Raw genomic sequence first — 15,898 nt, 5'->3', positions numbered from 1 at the left:
TGCAAATCCCCATTCTGCAAACTCCCATAGAGATTGCTCCCTTTCTCACATAACCAATGCTGATTGAGTCAACGTTTCGTGACCGATCGCACCATCCTATAATGCTGATTGTGTGATTGATTTCTGAAATCGATCGACTGTCTGCGATAATTTCACACAGTCTTAAGAAAAAAGAAACCTGGAGAAAAGCGGAATTAGTTCTCATCCCTTCGAGGGCTAAAACCCAAGAATGCGCTCTATCTGGGTCAAAAATTGTCAGTTATCCACTTTGAGGAAAAAACTTGGCTATGTCACTATTTGATTGGTTTGCAAATCGCCGAAAATCAGGTTCTACGACTCCTGATGGGCAAGAGCGAGAAATCGCTGATGGACTCTGGACAAAATGTGAAGCTTGTGGCGTGTTGACTTACACCAAAGATTTGCGATCGAATCAAATGGTCTGTCTGGAGTGCGACCATCACCTGCGAGTCTACAGCGATGAGCGAATCAGTCAGCTAATTGATGCCAATACCTGGGTTGCGATCGACGAAAACCTGCAACCTGTTGATCCTCTAAAATTTCGAGATCGCAAATCCTACAGCGATCGCATTCGTGAGACACAAGAAAAAACCCGGCTTACTGATGCCGTTCAGACTGGAATGGGGCAAATCGAAGGTCTACCCCTGGCTTTAGGCGTGATGGACTTTCGCTTTATGGGCGGCAGCATGGGGTCGGTGGTCGGCGAAAAACTAACCCGCTTAATCGAACGGGCGACTCAGCAGCGAATTCCAGTCGTAATTGTTTGCGCCTCCGGGGGAGCCAGAATGCAGGAAGGCATGTTGAGCCTGATGCAGATGGCCAAAATCTCAGGGGCGCTCGAACGTCATCAAGAAAATCGCCTACTTTATGTGCCTGTGTTGACCCATCCGACTACGGGCGGCGTAACTGCAAGCTTTGCCATGTTGGGTGACATTATCCTGGCCGAGCCGAAAGCTACGATCGGATTTGCGGGTCGCCGTGTTGTTGAGCAGACCTTGAGAGAAAAGCTGCCCGATGATTTCCAAACTTCTGAGTATTTGCTGCAACACGGGTTTGTGGATGCGATCGTCTCCCGCACTCAGCTTAAGAAAACGATCGCTCAACTGATTCGACTACATCAACCAATGGCTCCGTCCTCTCATCTCATGAACCAGTTTCCTAGCATTAAGGCTCTCAGCACAACAGGGCCTGATTAAGCACGGCTTAGAGAAGTTTTTAGGCTTGGGCGGTGAGAAGTAGAAAAGATTCAAAAATCGTTAATTTGACTGATAGAAGAGGACATCGAGAGTTTTTCTGAACCTTAAGCGCTCAATGTCTTTTTTTCATAAATCTTTTTCTCCCATCTGTCGTTACTTCGCTTAGCTGCTTCCTGCTCTCACCAGATACTCAATCTCTAAGATTCATCGCTGGATCGGGGCATTCACATGATATTGGTATTAAAGAGGTCAATTTTTATCATCAGCAAACATCATCTAAATTTCGCCACTTCACACCATTGAGACCTTTTCAGAGAAATCCCATTTCTGAGAAACCCAGTGGATTTATGTAATCAGTTGTGAACTTTCTTAAAAGATGTGTCTGCTTGTCGCACCTCTTGCCAGCGGGTAGAGGGCGCGATCGATTGAGCCAGCTTGTTGTGTTGTGATTCTGATAACCGAGCCACATTTAAGGAGAACCATGCTTAAAAGATACTTCTGGCTTGCTGTAGCCACTGTATTCTTTACTTTTCAGGTGTTTGCCCCCAGCGCGAACGCGGCAGAACTCGATAAAGCCATTCGGACTGTGCCGCTCAATGAGTCGGGCGATACGACGGTGCTAAGCCTGAAGCAAGTCAAAGAAGGGAAGCGACTGTTCCAATATGCTTGCGCTCAGTGTCATGCGGGCGGCGTTACCAAAACCGATCCCAACGTGGGTCTTGACCCAGAAGCGCTGTCTCTCGCGACTCCCAACCGTAACAATATTGAGGCGCTGGTTGACTACATGAAGGTGCCTACTAGCTACGATGGCGCGAATGAGATTTCAGAGATTCACCCCAGTCTCAAGAGCAAAGATCTGTTTCCAGAAATGCGTAACTTGACGCAGGATGATCTGGTGGCGATCGCGGGCCACGTTTTGCTGCAACCCAAGATCGTAGGCGACAAATGGGGCGGTGGCAAAATCCACTACTAAAAGCAAGCGATGATTTTCGTCAGGGCAGGTTCTTTTCTTGATCGCAACGATTTCAAAAGAGCCTGCTTTTTTACACACCATTACTACAAGAGTTGAATGCTGTCTCGATCGTCGTGGGTTCGCGTCTTATCTGGTGTGATGGCTTGTCTGAGTCTGTGGATGGTGACTCTGCCTGCCTATGCTGCTGATAAATATGTCACTAATTACCTCAAAGTCAGTGATCCCGTTTCTTTGGAGCTAGACCATCAAGGCAATAGCCGTTTGTTTTCCGCAGAGGAGCTAGCCAGCGGCAAGAAAATTTTTGAGCAAAGTTGTCTTACCTGCCATGTAGGAGGCGCAACGCTGCCCAATCCCAGGGTGCCGCTGTCGCTCAAAGCGCTACAAGGAGCCATGCCACCGCGAGATACGATCGCCAGTCTGGTTGAGTTTATGCGCGCCCCAATGCTGTATGACGGGAGTGAGGAGTCATTTGAGTGCCGCAAGGTGCCCACAAGCTGGCTGTCTCAAGCTGAGGTCGAAAGCGTTGCTGGATTTATTCTTAGAGCTGCTCAAAAAGCACCGGGATGGGGAGATAGTTTGGGGCAGTTCTAAATCTTAAGTTTTGAGCTTAACTGGAGAGAAGTTTCTGTCAGAGGCTTCTCTTTTTGTTGGAGAAACAATGATGAGTCCATACAGATTTGCGGCTGCTGGAGAACAAGAGGCGATCGTTTTTGGGGCTGCAAGACCTGGCCACTCTCAGCAGAACGTTAGCGAGTGGTTGGAATTTATGCGAAATCAAGGAATTCAGCGAGTTTGCTGTCTGCTGCCTACAGCGCAATTAACCCCCTTCTCGATAAATCTGTTGGAGGCTTATCAGCAAGAATTTGGCACAGATCGCGTTTGTTGGAGTCCGATCGCGGACTTTCAACTGGCTGATCGTGAGACGCTAACTCAGCAAATCCTGCCCTTTCTCAAAGTCGCTGACCAACAAAATGAAAAGGTTGTCGTTCACTGTGGGGGCGGCATTGGGAGAACGGGACAGGTGCTGGCGGCCTGGTTGGTTAGTGGACGAGGCTTGCCGACTCGATTAGCGATCGCCACCGTCAAAAAAATGGGTAGAAATCCTCATGAGGCGGCGATCGTGGCTCCCCTTCGGGGGCAAAGTCCGTGGAAGGTCATGAGAGAACTTGACACATTGCTGAACCAGTGCGGTACGGAGATCACTCCTTGAGAATGGAATGGTGTGATCGTCTCCCAGTAACAATCTCTCAAACCCTTTGAAAAATACCTTTTAGAGAAGTTTGACTGCTTGTCAAAGTAGAGTCCGCCAGGTTGTAAAATATAGAGAGAAGTGGAAAATATTCGTATTCCAGAGAAATCTATGAAATCAATTGCTTCCGTTACGCAGCGTCTCTCCCTGGCTTTCTGCACCATTCTCCTAGTGGTTGGCAGTCTATTTGTCGCAGTTAACCCCGCATCTGCTGAAACCTACACCGTGAAGATGGGCACTAACAAAGGGTTGGTTTTTGAACCCAAAGTTGTCAGCGTCAAGCCTGGTGATGTCGTCAAGTGGGAAGTTGGCGCGCTACCTCCTCACAATGTGGTGTTTGACGTTTCCAAAATTCCCGGTGGCAGCAAAGACTTGGCAGACAAACTGTCTCACAAAGGGCTAGAGAGCGCTGGTAAGTCCTTTGAGTTGACCATTCCTGCTGACGCACCTGCGGGTGAATACTCTTACTTCTGCCTGCCTCATCGCGGTGCTGGCATGGTTGGAAAGGTTGTCGTTGCGGGCTAGTTTTTTGCGATCGCAGGTTCTCCTTCTTGCTGGGTTGATTATTAGCGTTGGTTGTTTAGGCTGATTAAAAACCACTGACAAAGGTCATAGAATAAGTTTGCCACAAACATTCAGCCTTACAATCATCACCGAATCGGGGAGAACCGCCTTGCGAAAACTGCTGCCCATTCTGTTGCTGGCGATCGCGTTTTTTACCTTCACTCAGCCTGCCTGGGCCCTCAAACCGGACGGTCAGCACATCTTCAACGCCAACTGTTCGGCTTGCCACATTGGGGGTAACAACGTCATCATCGCCAACAAAACGTTAAGGAAAGAAGCGCTAGAGAAATACAGTATGAACTCTCTAGCAGCAATTAGAACTCAGGTGATAAACGGCAAAAACGCAATGCCTTCCTTTAAAGGTCGCCTTCAGGATGACGAGATAGAAGCTGTCGCTGAATACGTTTTAAGTCAGTCTGAGAAAGGCTGGTAGGTACTGAGTCTTTTCTATAGGAGTTTTATAGGACACCCTCCAATGATCTGTTGGGGGGTTTTTAATGGCTTAAATTTAATGCCTAAATCCATTTTCTAGAACGCTTGGGTAGAGGTAAGCCTCTCGATGTGTGAAAGTCTTCTTGTACCTTGTGAGTGAGCCGTCGTGAGACTTGTCGAACGACTTGTTTTAGCACTCGATCGCCCGTTTTTTGAATCAAGTGATCAGGGAGGGCATGAATAAATTTGGGAAACTGAATGCTGACAAGCAGATCCAACTGCCACTGGATTCGTGTCGTCTTGAAAGATGCTTGGACTTGAGAAAGCTCGACTAGCTCCATTGCGCCTCGAAAGTCGATTTCATAGCCAGCGGTCACATAATCGGGCACAGGCACCGTTTCGATCCGATAAACGCCTTCTTGCTGGGGCAATAGGTCTAAGCCGACTTTGGGTTCAATTTCGTAGCCAAACGCCCCAAAATTGCCGATCGTCAGCGCATAGCTATTTTGCCCGATCGCATCCACCTGCATCGGATGGGCACAGCGTCGAAACCAACCGTGATGAGCATCCAAATATTCTGCGACAGTCTTGGGGTCAGCAGACATCTCCATGCTGTCAACAAAGTGGCTGTGAAATTGGGTTGGCTCGGTCACGCTGGGGATTGCGTCTCCTGGCTAGGGTCAAGTGATGGGATTGCATCAGGTTGAGCAATTGGACGGCTCACGATGCGAAGCTTCGGTGAATCGGTCGAATGGGACTGCATGGACACTCTCTTGCGTAAGTTGCCGTGGGTCTATAGTCCAAAGTTCCCCCAGGATATTGATTCCTTCACTGCGATCTGGCTTCAGACCCGAAAGTTTATACAATCTAAATTTATTGGCAATTGTTTGCGGTGATTGCGGATACGGTAATTCCCAGGAGGTTGAATGTTTTTGCAGATCCAGGCTTCAAGTCCGGTGAAAGCTCGGTAGTGATGCGGATTACTGAGATCTGTTCTACGTAGTTTGGTTTAATTTGATTTAACGTTACGCAATGTATCTTAAAACAGCGTGAGAAATCTGGGAATGATTTGAGTCACAAATTTAGGTTGAGTCATTTTTGAGCCATGTTTTGAAGGCGGTTGACGATCGCCTCCTTCTTAAACCAGATGACAGGATAGCGATTAGATTGATAAATGTGCAATCAGCTTAATTGAGAGAAAACTGTTTATGAAAGCATTTGTCGCAGGGGCAACCGGAGAAACGGGACGGCGAATTGTTCAACAACTAATCGATCGCGGCATTCCCGTAAGAGCATTGGTACGCGACCCGCAAACAGCCCGATCGGTCTTGCCAACCGGAATCGAGCTAGTTACTGGGGATGTTTTGAATCCAGGAAGCCTGCGCTCGGCAATGGGAGACAGTACGATTGTGTTTTGTGCCACGGGTGCCCGTCCCAGCTTTGATCCCACGGGCCCTTACAAAGTGGATTATGAAGGCACAAAAAACCTCGTTGATGTCGCTAAATTCAAAGAAATCGAACATTTTGTCCTGGTGACTTCGCTTTGTACTTCAAAGTTTTTTCACCCATTAAATTTGTTTTGGCTGATTCTCGTCTGGAAAAAGCAGGCAGAAGAATATCTGCAAAACAGCGGGCTGACTTATACAATTGTGCGTCCTGGTGGGCTGAAGAATGAAGATAACGCAGATGCGATCGTGCTATCCTCGGCAGACACTTTGTTTGATGGTAGTATTCCTCGCACTAAGGTGGCTCAAGTCTGTGTGGAATCTGTCTTTCAAGCCAATGCCCGCAACAAAGTTGTAGAGATCGTCGCCAAACCTGATGCGCCTCAGAAGGAGTTGAGGGAGTTGTTTGAAGTGGTTTGATGGAGGGAGAACTTTGTTCCGCTTCGGGATGAGGGATGAAAGAAGAGTTGAAATTGGCTTTATCCCTTGTTCTTTGCCTGACGTAGCGATTTCCTCTCGTAGGAGTGTGAAGCCAAATTAAGTGTGAAGCTAAATTAGAAAGCGATCGAGGGCGGCTTTTAACTCCTTGATTTCTTCTTGAATGTTTCCGGCTTCTGCGGCACGGGCGACGCATTGGGTCAGGTGTTCGTCCAAAATGATGCGGGCTACGCGATCGAGGGCACCTCTCACCGCCGCAATTTGCACCAGAACGTCAGGACAGGGGCGATCGCTCTGCACCATCGACTTGATCCCCCGAATGTGACCTTCGATTCGAGACAGACGATTGACGACCTGCCGGACAGATTCCTCACTATGGACATGGGGATGATCAGAAGCGCCATGATCGTGAGTCTGATCGGCAGAATCTTTCAAATTCTCGCTGCGGGGAAGGTCTGATGTTGTCATTGGTGTTTTTTGCGAAGGGGTCTGTAGGGGTATTCCCGATCTTAATGGATGTTAAAGGGTTTCTAGGCTAACCCATTACCCAGGTCTACTCCGAAATTGGCAGAATAGATTTAACTGTTGTAAACAGAATTGTCGATCGTTCTTTGATGACCCCCGCTCAAGAATCTTTAGACTGTAGGTGGGGATCAGAGGATCACTCCTCGATCGCTTTGCAACTGTTCGTTTGCACTATGAGTTGATGCTATGCGATTCACCAAGGTTTTCAACGTTCTTCGTCGAGTTCGAGCCATTGTGCTGACCTGTCTTCTGACGCTGGGATGCGCTATCGGACTTCAGTTTTCGGCTGAAGCGGCCGCCCTGCAAGAAAAATTGACTCCGGAGGTTGCGTCTCAAGCGGTTGCGCCTCAAGAAAAGATCGCATTGAAGAGTCGAGCGATCGAGCGAGGGAGTTTTGTGGCAGAGGCGGTTAAGCTAGTTGGCCCCGCAGTCGTGCGGATTGACACCGAGCGAACCATTACTCGTCGGGCAACCACTGACCCCATGCTTGAAGATCCCTTCTTTCGGCGCTTTTTTGGCGAAGAGGTCATTCCTCAGATGCCCAGAGAAGAGCGGTTGCGGGGACAGGGTTCTGGCTTTTTGATCGATAAGAGTGGCGTGATTTTAACGAACTCTCACGTGATTAATGGCGCAGACAAAGTGACGGTGACGCTCAAAGATGGGCGAGTGTTTGAAGGCAAGGTGCGCGGATTTGATGAAGTGACCGATTTGGCAGTCGTCAAGATCGACGGCACCAATTTGCCCATAGCTCCGTTGGGCGATTCGGATGCGATTGATGTCGGAGAGTGGGCGATCGCCGTCGGAAATCCCCTCGGCTTAGACAACACCGTCACGCTGGGGATCGTCAGTACTCTGAAGCGATCGAGCGCTCAGGTGGGCATTCCTGACAAGCGATTAGACTTTATTCAAACCGATGCGGCAATCAACCCTGGCAATTCGGGCGGCCCGTTGTTAAACGATCGCGGGGAAGTGATTGGCATCAATACGGCGATTCGAGCCGATGCGATGGGGATTGGGTTTGCCATTCCGATCAACAAGGTCAAGTCGATTAAAGATCAGTTGGCGCGGGGCGAAAAGATCCCTCATCCTTATCTGGGCGTTCAGATGACAACGCTGACTCCAGAAATTGCTCAACAAAACAACAGCGATCCCAATTCTCCCTTCACCGTTCCTGAACTGAATGGCGTGATTGTGGTGCGAGTCTTGCCCAATACGCCAGCGGCGATCGCAGGCATTCGTCGAGGCGATGTTGTGACCCAAATCGATGGAGTAAAGGTTGCCTCCGCAGAACAACTCCAAACGATCGTTGAAAACAGCCGCCTCGGACAAACCCTCAAAGTCCAGATCCAACGAGGCGATCAGACTCAGCAGCTTGCAGTCAAAACCGCAGAACTGAGGAATGCGGCGTAGGGAGGGATGAGGGATGAGGGAGGGCTTTGCCCCGCATTCGCGAGGAGGGAGAACTTCGATGATCTGTTCCCCCTTTGGGGGTAATCCGCTGCGCGAGGAGGGATGAATTGGAAACGGTTTCGTTCTTCATGGTTTCTCAATGAGAAGTAGGCTGCTAAAAATTCGGCGAGAAACGTTGGACTCTATAAATCGATCCGAACAACCCTTTCATCCCTCCTCCTTCATCCCTAAAAAAACTAGGCTAACTGGGTCAGATTTGGTAGGGTTTTAAGATGATTTGCTTGTGCCAGTCTGAGGTGCAAGATTTTTTGTTTTTTTGGCAACTACCGAGGATGGGCATGAGCGAATTGAAGGGACGAGATCTGTTGAGTTTGGTCGATTTGAGCGCAGATGAACTGCACGAACTGTTAAACATTGCCGCCCAAATGAAGGCAGGAAAAATTAATCCTGTTTGCCAGGTCAAAGGTCATGCGCCAACTTTGGGACTGCTGTTTTACAAAGCGTCTACTCGGACTCGTGTGAGTTTCTCGGTGGCAATTTATCAGCTAGGTGGGCAAGTGCTGGATCTGAATGTGAGTTCGATTCAGGTGAGCCGGGGTGAACCGATCGCTGATACCGCTAGAGTCCTCGATCGTTACCTCGATATTTTGGCGATTCGTACCTTTGAGCATCAAGATCTGGAGGTGTTTGCTGAGTATGCGGAGATTCCGATCGTCAACGCGCTGACTGATTTAGAACATCCCTGTCAGATTTTGGCGGATTTGCAAACAGTGCAAGAAAAATTTGGTTCGCTGTCTGGGCTGACGCTGACTTATTTGGGCGATGGCAACAATGTGGCGCATTCTCTAATGTTGGGCTGTGCTTTGGCGGGGATCAATGTGCGGATTGCCACGCCGCCGGAATATCAACCCAGTGAAACGATCGTCCAACAAGCCAGAACGATCGCTGCCGGAAAGTCAGAGGTACTGTTGACTAGCGATCCGATCGCCGCCGCCAAAGATGCTCAGGTTCTCTACACCGATGTCTGGGCCAGCATGGGGCAAGAAGATCTAGCCGACAGTCGGATTCCGATTTTTCAGCCCTTTCAGGTGAATGAAAATTTGCTGACTTATGCGGATAAGGATGCGATCGTGCTGCACTGTCTCCCGGCTCACCGCGGCGAAGAGATTACCGAAGGCGTAATGGAGGGCGCACAATCAAAGCTCTGGGATCAAGCAGAGAATCGGATGCACGCTCAGAAAGCGCTGTTGGCGGCTCTTTTGGGAGGAGTCTAATCTCAAGCTGGTCTGCTAACTGAGTGAAGGCGCGGGTAAAAACTTTTTTCTCCACAGCTTTTCCATCCGTTTTTTGATATTGTCCATAGTCATAACGAGTTTATGCTTGTTCTTACTGAATCCGTCTCTCACTGAACCTTTAAGGTTGCTCCATTCATCATGCTGAATTCCTATTTTGATGCCGACAGTCGTCACAAGTCCTTTGAACTGCCCGGCGCACGACCTCACTACAATCCCGATCGTCCCGGTCAAGTGGAGCATATCTGTCTCGATTTGAGTTTGGATATTCCCAATCAGAGCTATCAGGGCACTTGTGTAACGCGGCTCAATCCGGTAAGAAGTGGAATCGATCGCCTGACCTTAGATGCGGTGAATCTTGAGATTCAAACGGTGAAAGTGTCCGAAGTTGAGCAGCCGTTTGACTATGACGGGGATCAGCTACACATTCGTCTCAAGCAGCCGACTCAGGCAGGAGAGGCGATCGAGGTGGCGATTTTCTACAGCGTCGAGAAGCCTCAGCGGGGTATTTATTTCGTTCTTCCTGACGAGCATTATCCTCAAAAGCCTGTGCAGGTTTGGACTCAGGGCGAAGATGAAGATTCTCGCTTTTGGTTTCCCTGTTTTGACTATCCGGGGCAGTTGACGACTTCCGAGATTCGGGTGAGTGTGCCGCAGCAGTATACGGCGATTTCTAATGGTGAGTTGATCAGCGTCGATTTGGAGGGCGATCGCAAAATTTATCACTGGCTACAAAAGCAGGTTCACCCAACGTATTTGATGACACTGGCGGTGGGTGATTTTGCGGAACTTAAGGACGAGTGGAAGGGCAAGCCCGTCACCTATTACGTCGAAAAAGGTCGAGAAAAGCAAGCTCAAATCAGCATGGGCAAAACGCCGCAAATGATTGAGTTTTTTAGTCAAACCTATGGCTATCCCTATCCGTTTCCTAAATACGCGCAGGTTTGTGTCGATGACTTTATTTTTGGTGGTATGGAAAATACGTCCACCACGCTGCTCACCGATCGCTGTCTTTTAGATGAACGGGCGGCGATCGACAACCGCAGTACCGAGACGCTGGTGGCTCACGAACTGGCACATCAATGGTTTGGCGATCTGGTCGTCATCAAGCATTGGTCACACGCCTGGATCAAAGAAGGCATGGCCTCTTATGCCGAAGTGCTGTGGATGAACCATGAATACGATGCTGAAACGGCTGCTTACTATTTGCTCGGAGAAGCCCGCAGCTATTTGGATGAAGATGCGTCTCGCTACCGTCGCCCGATCGTCACCCACATTTATCGAGAAGCGATCGAACTCTACGATCGTCACTTATATGAAAAGGGTGCCTGCGTCTATCACATGATTCGCACTGAGTTGGGAGACGACCTGTTTTGGAAAACGATCGCCACTTTTCTGCACGACAACGCTCACAAAACGGTTGAGACGGTGGATTTGTTGAGAGCGATCGAGAAATCAACAGGACGAAATCTACTATTTTTGTTTGATCAGTACGTTTTTCGAGGCGGTCATCCTGACTACAAAATCGCCTACTCCTGGGATGGTGACAGCAATCTCGCCAAAGTGACAGTGACGCAGACTCAGGTCAAAGAAGGCGAAACCAAAGAATTGTTTGATCTCAAGATTCCAATCGGATTTGGATTTGTGGGAGGTGAGGAGAGAGGAGAGAGGAGTGAGGAGAGGCAGCCAGAAGCTCAACTCAAAACGTTTCCGGTTCGGATTCACGATCGCGAACAGACTTTCTACTTCCCCCTCGAACAAAAGCCTGATTTTGTCAGCTTTGATGTGGGCAACTCCTATCTAAAGACGGTCGAATTGGAGTATCCAGTTTCAGAACTCAAAGCCCAACTTCAGCATGATCCTGACCCCGTTTCGCGAATTTATGCGGCGGAAGCGTTGGCCAAAAAAGGCGGGTTAGAAGTCGTCAAAGTCCTGTCAGAAGCGCTAAAGAGCGATCGCTTTTGGGGAGTGCGTTCAGAAGTTGCCAGAAGTTTGGCTGCCATTCGGCTTGACCAGGCTTTACAAGGACTACTCACCGGATTGTTGGATGAAGATGCGCGAGTGAGAAGAGCGATCGTCGAAAGTCTCGCCCAAATCAAAGCAACCGACAGCTACAAAGCGCTCAAATCGACCGTTGAGCAAGGCGATGCCAGCTATTACGTCGAAGCGGCCGCCTTGAGAAGTTTGGGTAAAGTCGCCACCTCCGACGAGTTAAACGACGACCTTTTGAAGCTGATCGAAACCGTTCTCAAAGAGCGTCAGGGCTGGAATGAAGTGGTCAGATCAGGGGCGATCGGTGCCCTCAGCCAACTCAAAACCTCAGAATCAGCGCTAAATCTTGTGCTGGAATATACGGCGATCGGCGTTCCTCAACCGCTGCGTCTAACGGCAATTCGAGCCTTGGGAGCGATTTCGAGCGGACAGAGCAATCTCAACTTAGAGCGAATTTTGTCTCGCTTTCAAGAACTCTCACGCGAAACCTTCTTCTTGACTCAAGTGGCAGTAGCCGTTGGACTGGGACAGATGGAAACGACCAAAGCGATCGGCATTCTGCAATCTCTGGCTGACCAGACTCCCGACGGCCGAGTGCGCCGCATTGCCGAAGAGTCGATCCAAACCGTCCAAAAAAATGCAGGTGCCGATCAAGCCGTCAAACAGCTACGCGAAGAACTCGATCAGTTAAAAAAAGACAATCAGACCCTAAAAAGTCGGCTAGAAACCCTGGAGGCAAAAGAAAAGTAAGACTCAAAAGCGGGTGATGGAGAATGAAGCGATCGCTTTCCACCTTCACCCCTCACTTTTCTGCATTCACTCCTTCCGCCTTACACCTCACTCCTCACTCCTCACTTTTTTCTGTTCACAAAGTTACAGTCTCGACAACACTTGTTTGGTACGATACACACCAAAGTTATGTTCGGATAGGTGTGAGGCTGTATGTTGAGTAAGTCTAATTTCTGGAAGCCCTTGCTGCTTTCTCCAGCCGTTTGGGCGACGTTACTGGTATCCAACTCTACGATCGGTTCCGCAGCGCAGCCGACTGATACCCAAGATCTGCTAGAGAAAGTTGATCTGGTGGTTGCTGATTCTTCTCAGACTGCGGTTGCTCCTGCTTCTCCGCTCAAAGTTGCCGATGCGACGGTTCCCACAAGCTCAAGCTTGGATGCGATCGAAAGCATTGCCTCTTTAGATCAAGCCGAAGAGACTCCAGAAACCCCCATGTCGCAGGTGACTTCTGTTTCTCAGTTGGGCGATGTGCGCCCCACAGATTGGGCGTTTCAGGCACTTCAGTCGCTGGTTGAGCGCTACGGCTGTATTGCGGGCTATCCCGACAAAACCTATCGCGGCAATCGGGCCATGACTCGCTATGAGTTTGCGGCTGGGTTGAATGCTTGTCTCGATCGCGTGAATGAATTAATCGCCGCAGCCACCGCAGATCTCGTCAAAAAAGAGGATCTGGCGACGCTGCAAAAACTGCAAGAAGAATTTGCCGCAGAACTGGCTACCTTGCGCGGACGGGTCGATGCCCTCGAAGCGCGAGCCACCACTTTAGAAAAGCAGCAGTTCTCAACCACCACCAAGCTTCAAGGAAATGTCTGGGTCAACATCACAGGCGCGACCGCCGGGCGCGGAGTCTTGTATGAAGGGCCCGTTTCTGGAGCCAACGATCCTGGGAACGGTCGATTCTTTGCAACCCGAACTGGAGGACTGCCTACAACCCTAACAGCCACCGATCCCAACATCACGATGGGCTTCTTGACCTGGCTGACCCTCAACACCTCCTTTAGCGGAAAAGATCTGCTGGTGACTCAGTTGGCGGCTGGAAACTCGATTTCTCCTTACAACCAATATGCGTCGGCTGGCTTTTTTAATGCGAGTGGTGTTCCTTTCTTCGACCAATCAGCGGGAACGGTCAACGGTCGTCCTGATGTCGTAATTCACGATCTCTTCTACAGCTTTCCGGTGGGCGAAAATGTCAAAGTCACCGTTGGCCCTCGCATCAACTGGTATCGTCACTTTGACTTCAATCGCTTTAACTTCGTCTTCAATTCGGGAGCTAGCTTTGACACCGCCAACAGCACTCAATCCAACTCGATCGACCGGGGTTCAGGAGCCGTCGTTGAAATCAATCTGGGCAAACAGTTTCGTCTAGCGCTCGGCTATTTGGGTGAAAACACTGAATTCTTACCTGCTCAGTTTGGCTTTAATACGTCGAGCAATCCCCAATTTGGCTTGTTTGGCGGCACCAACACGACATCAGCAGAACTCACCTTCTCGCCCAACGACAAGATCAACCTGCGCTTTCAATACAACCACTCGCGCATTCAGGCCTACGGCGGACAGGTGGGCGGAGCGATCGGAGAACCCATTCCCTATGGCTACATGGATGCGGGCCCTGGTTTCTCAGAGGGGGGAATTGGTGGTGGACTGAGATACGCCTCAGCGGATATGTTTGGCGTAAACTTTGACTGGGCGCTGACTCCTGGGATTGGTGTATTTGGGCGCTACAGCTTCGCGAATATTGATCTGAATCCGGTGGATGGAAGAGTCAGAACTCAGTCCTTCCAGGTGGGGGTCGGCTTCCCTGATCTGGGTAAAAAAGGTGCGTTGGGTACGGTCACTTTCTTGATGCCGATGGACATCACAAGGGGGCGGCGATTCTTTGCATCGGGGGGTGGCGACGGTGGCACCCAGTATGAGTTAGAAGCGTCCTATTTTTATCCGTTGACTCAAAATATTGCTGTAGTGCCGACGTTCTACGCGATCTTCAACCCCAACAACTTTGAAGTCAATCCAACGATCTTTGTGGGCAGCTTCCGAACGCAGTTTAGCTTCTAGACATTACCGTAGGTTCGATGAAATTTTTCGCTACGTTCAAGCCTTCTTCGCCCCCTAAATCCCCACCAGTCAGGGACTTTGAACTAGAACTCTCGTCTAAAGTCCTTCAGAATGGGGGTTGGGGGCAGAAGCGCTGAATATCGAAGTGAAGAATCTTATCGAATTCACACGACCTTCTCATCAAACCGGCCGGGCGACAATTGAACGATCGCCTCGTCGGTTTTTCCATTCATACAAGCCGCAAATCGTCGGGCGACTGTGGGAACCACCACCAGCGGATTGCTAAAGCCTGAGAAGACATGGATGCCCCGCGTGCCCGGAATTGCGCCGATGAGAGGAAGGCGATCGCTGCTAAAGGCAATCAAACAATGGTGCCAGGTTCCCGGTAGGTCGCCCAGTGTGGGGAGAATATTTCTGATTTTGGCTCTCAGATCGGACTCGCTTTGAAGGGGGTCGATCGCCGCATGGGGATCAGTTAAAGTGCGGCTGACTTGTCCCAGACGAATCGTGCCGTTGAGAAACTGAATGGCTCCCGCGTCAAGAATAGCTGGGGTTGGCTCGTGTCCAGGTTCGTTCCACAGGTCTTCGACGGTGGGCTGGGTCGATTTTGCTTCGAGTTGAAAGCGCTCTCCTTCGGCAGGCATGACTAGAGTGCGAAGCTTGATTTCGACAGGCGGCGTTTCGATTAATTCTGCATGAGTAAAAAACTGCTTAACCCTGATCCCGGCTTCTTTGAGCAGTTGACGGCTGATTCCTCCTGCACACATGACGACATGGGCGCTGTGAAAGGTTTGATCACGAGTCGTCACGCCAGAAACTTGATCCCCGGTTCTCACCAACCCTGTAACGTGAGCAATTTTGAAGTCTCCGCCCAATTGTTGAAAGGCTTGACAATAGCCCTGAGTCGTCAGTTCTGGCTCAATGTGTCCATGTTTGACCATCAGGGCACCGGAGATCGCCTCTCGATTCAGTAGCGGCTCTAATTCGCAGGCTTCGTCAACGGTGAGTAACTGAGGTGGGATGGCAAACGGAGTGTAATTTTCTGCCATTTTTTGGGGATCGTTGTGGGCGGCGATCGTCAGCAGCAAATCCATTTCTCGAAACTGCGTGTCTGTGTCCAACTCATCCGATAGCTGACGGTGCATCTCAATGCCTTCGGCAAACAGTTGGCGCGTTAAGTCCGTCGTGCCTGACCAAAATGCCAGCCCCCCATAGCTATAGCGAGTCGCACCCTGGAGGGGATCGTGCTGCTCTAAAAGTAGGGTTGAAAATCCTTGCTTGGCGAGTTCGTAGCTGAGGGCGGCTCCCGTCATGCCTGCGCCTACTACAATCCAGTCGTATGTTTTCATGCGAATCCATCTTGAGGCTAGAAAAAGTTTAGGGGATGCAGGGGGCGATCGACCGTCTCTAGTCGTACAGACTGTTGAACTTTTCTAGACGAGATTGCGGATGATGCAACTTTAGAGAGAAACAATTCTAGAATGACTTGAATCTGATACTGAGTCACCTCTTCTCAACTC

General features: G+C 49.9%; 15 protein-coding genes. 11 read left to right on the top strand and 4 right to left on the bottom strand.

Going from position 1 to position 15,898, the window contains the following annotated elements:
* The first annotated feature begins 287 nt into the window (after positions 1-287).
* The 6 genes from accD to petJ all read left to right on the top strand — a co-directional run bounded on the left by accD (position 288) and on the right by petJ (position 4,433).
* Positions 288-1,214 (top strand): acetyl-CoA carboxylase, carboxyltransferase subunit beta, encoded by a 927-nt coding sequence (gene accD / locus ACKFKF_RS03290; protein ID WP_446861899.1) that lies wholly within the window; start codon positions 288-290, stop codon positions 1,212-1,214.
* A gap of 481 nt (positions 1,215-1,695) precedes the next feature.
* Positions 1,696-2,187 carry a photosystem II cytochrome c-550 gene (gene psbV / locus ACKFKF_RS03285; RefSeq protein ID WP_446861898.1) on the top strand — a complete coding sequence of 164 codons (492 nt, stop codon included), beginning with the start codon at positions 1,696-1,698 and terminating at the stop codon, positions 2,185-2,187.
* A 96-nt stretch (positions 2,188-2,283) separates the two neighbouring features.
* Positions 2,284-2,778: a photosystem II cytochrome PsbV2 gene (gene psbV2, locus ACKFKF_RS03280; protein ID WP_446866365.1), complete on the top strand. Its 495-nt coding sequence runs from the start codon at positions 2,284-2,286 to the stop codon at positions 2,776-2,778.
* Between the two features lie 70 nt (positions 2,779-2,848).
* Positions 2,849-3,397 carry a protein-tyrosine phosphatase family protein gene (locus ACKFKF_RS03275; protein WP_446866364.1) on the top strand — a complete coding sequence of 183 codons (549 nt, stop codon included), beginning with the start codon at positions 2,849-2,851 and terminating at the stop codon, positions 3,395-3,397.
* A 150-nt stretch (positions 3,398-3,547) separates the two neighbouring features.
* Entirely contained in the window at positions 3,548-3,961 is a 414-nt protein-coding gene (petE, locus tag ACKFKF_RS03270) for a plastocyanin (RefSeq protein ID WP_446861895.1), read from the top strand.
* Positions 3,962-4,109: 148 nt separating this feature from the next.
* Entirely contained in the window at positions 4,110-4,433 is a 324-nt protein-coding gene (petJ, locus tag ACKFKF_RS03265) for a cytochrome c6 PetJ (protein WP_446866363.1), read from the top strand.
* 82 nt (positions 4,434-4,515) lie between these two features.
* On the opposite strand, the gene ACKFKF_RS03260 is transcribed toward petJ, so the two are convergent.
* Positions 4,516-5,085, bottom strand: coding sequence for a DUF1997 domain-containing protein (locus ACKFKF_RS03260; RefSeq protein WP_446866362.1), 570 nt, complete (start codon positions 5,083-5,085; stop codon positions 4,516-4,518).
* Positions 5,086-5,640: 555 nt separating this feature from the next.
* Between ACKFKF_RS03260 and ACKFKF_RS03255 the strand changes: the two genes are divergently transcribed.
* Positions 5,641-6,297, top strand: a complete 657-nt coding sequence (locus ACKFKF_RS03255; protein ID WP_446866361.1) for an SDR family oxidoreductase — start codon at positions 5,641-5,643, stop codon at positions 6,295-6,297.
* Positions 6,298-6,426: 129 nt separating this feature from the next.
* On the opposite strand, the gene ACKFKF_RS03250 is transcribed toward ACKFKF_RS03255, so the two are convergent.
* On the bottom strand, positions 6,427-6,783 hold the full coding sequence (locus ACKFKF_RS03250; RefSeq protein WP_446861891.1) for a metal-sensing transcriptional repressor: 357 nt from the start codon (positions 6,781-6,783) through the stop codon (positions 6,427-6,429).
* A 243-nt stretch (positions 6,784-7,026) separates the two neighbouring features.
* On the opposite strand from ACKFKF_RS03250, the gene ACKFKF_RS03245 reads away from it, so the two are divergent.
* From ACKFKF_RS03245 to ACKFKF_RS03230, 4 genes are all read left to right on the top strand, one after another.
* Positions 7,027-8,250, top strand: coding sequence for an HhoA/HhoB/HtrA family serine endopeptidase (locus ACKFKF_RS03245; protein ID WP_446866360.1), 1,224 nt, complete (start codon positions 7,027-7,029; stop codon positions 8,248-8,250).
* A 338-nt stretch (positions 8,251-8,588) separates the two neighbouring features.
* Positions 8,589-9,524, top strand: a complete 936-nt coding sequence (gene argF / locus ACKFKF_RS03240; protein ID WP_446866359.1) for an ornithine carbamoyltransferase — start codon at positions 8,589-8,591, stop codon at positions 9,522-9,524.
* Between the two features lie 159 nt (positions 9,525-9,683).
* Positions 9,684-12,284 (top strand): M1 family aminopeptidase, encoded by a 2,601-nt coding sequence (locus tag ACKFKF_RS03235; RefSeq protein ID WP_446866357.1) that lies wholly within the window; start codon positions 9,684-9,686, stop codon positions 12,282-12,284.
* 192 nt (positions 12,285-12,476) lie between these two features.
* Positions 12,477-14,378 (top strand): iron uptake porin, encoded by a 1,902-nt coding sequence (locus tag ACKFKF_RS03230; RefSeq protein WP_446866356.1) that lies wholly within the window; start codon positions 12,477-12,479, stop codon positions 14,376-14,378.
* A 164-nt stretch (positions 14,379-14,542) separates the two neighbouring features.
* Here the strand turns inward: ACKFKF_RS03230 and ACKFKF_RS03225 are convergent, their stop codons facing one another.
* Both ACKFKF_RS03225 and ACKFKF_RS03220 read right to left on the bottom strand, forming a co-directional pair.
* Positions 14,543-15,727, bottom strand: a complete 1,185-nt coding sequence (locus ACKFKF_RS03225) for an NAD(P)/FAD-dependent oxidoreductase (RefSeq protein WP_446866355.1) — start codon at positions 15,725-15,727, stop codon at positions 14,543-14,545.
* A gap of 17 nt (positions 15,728-15,744) precedes the next feature.
* Positions 15,745-15,885 (bottom strand): hypothetical protein, encoded by a 141-nt coding sequence (locus ACKFKF_RS03220; RefSeq protein ID WP_446859402.1) that lies wholly within the window; start codon positions 15,883-15,885, stop codon positions 15,745-15,747.
* Between the last annotated feature and the right edge of the window lie 13 nt (positions 15,886-15,898).

The sequence above is a fragment of the Phormidesmis sp. 146-12 genome (assembly GCF_052939495.1).
This window is presented reverse-complemented; position numbering and strand designations above follow the sequence as displayed.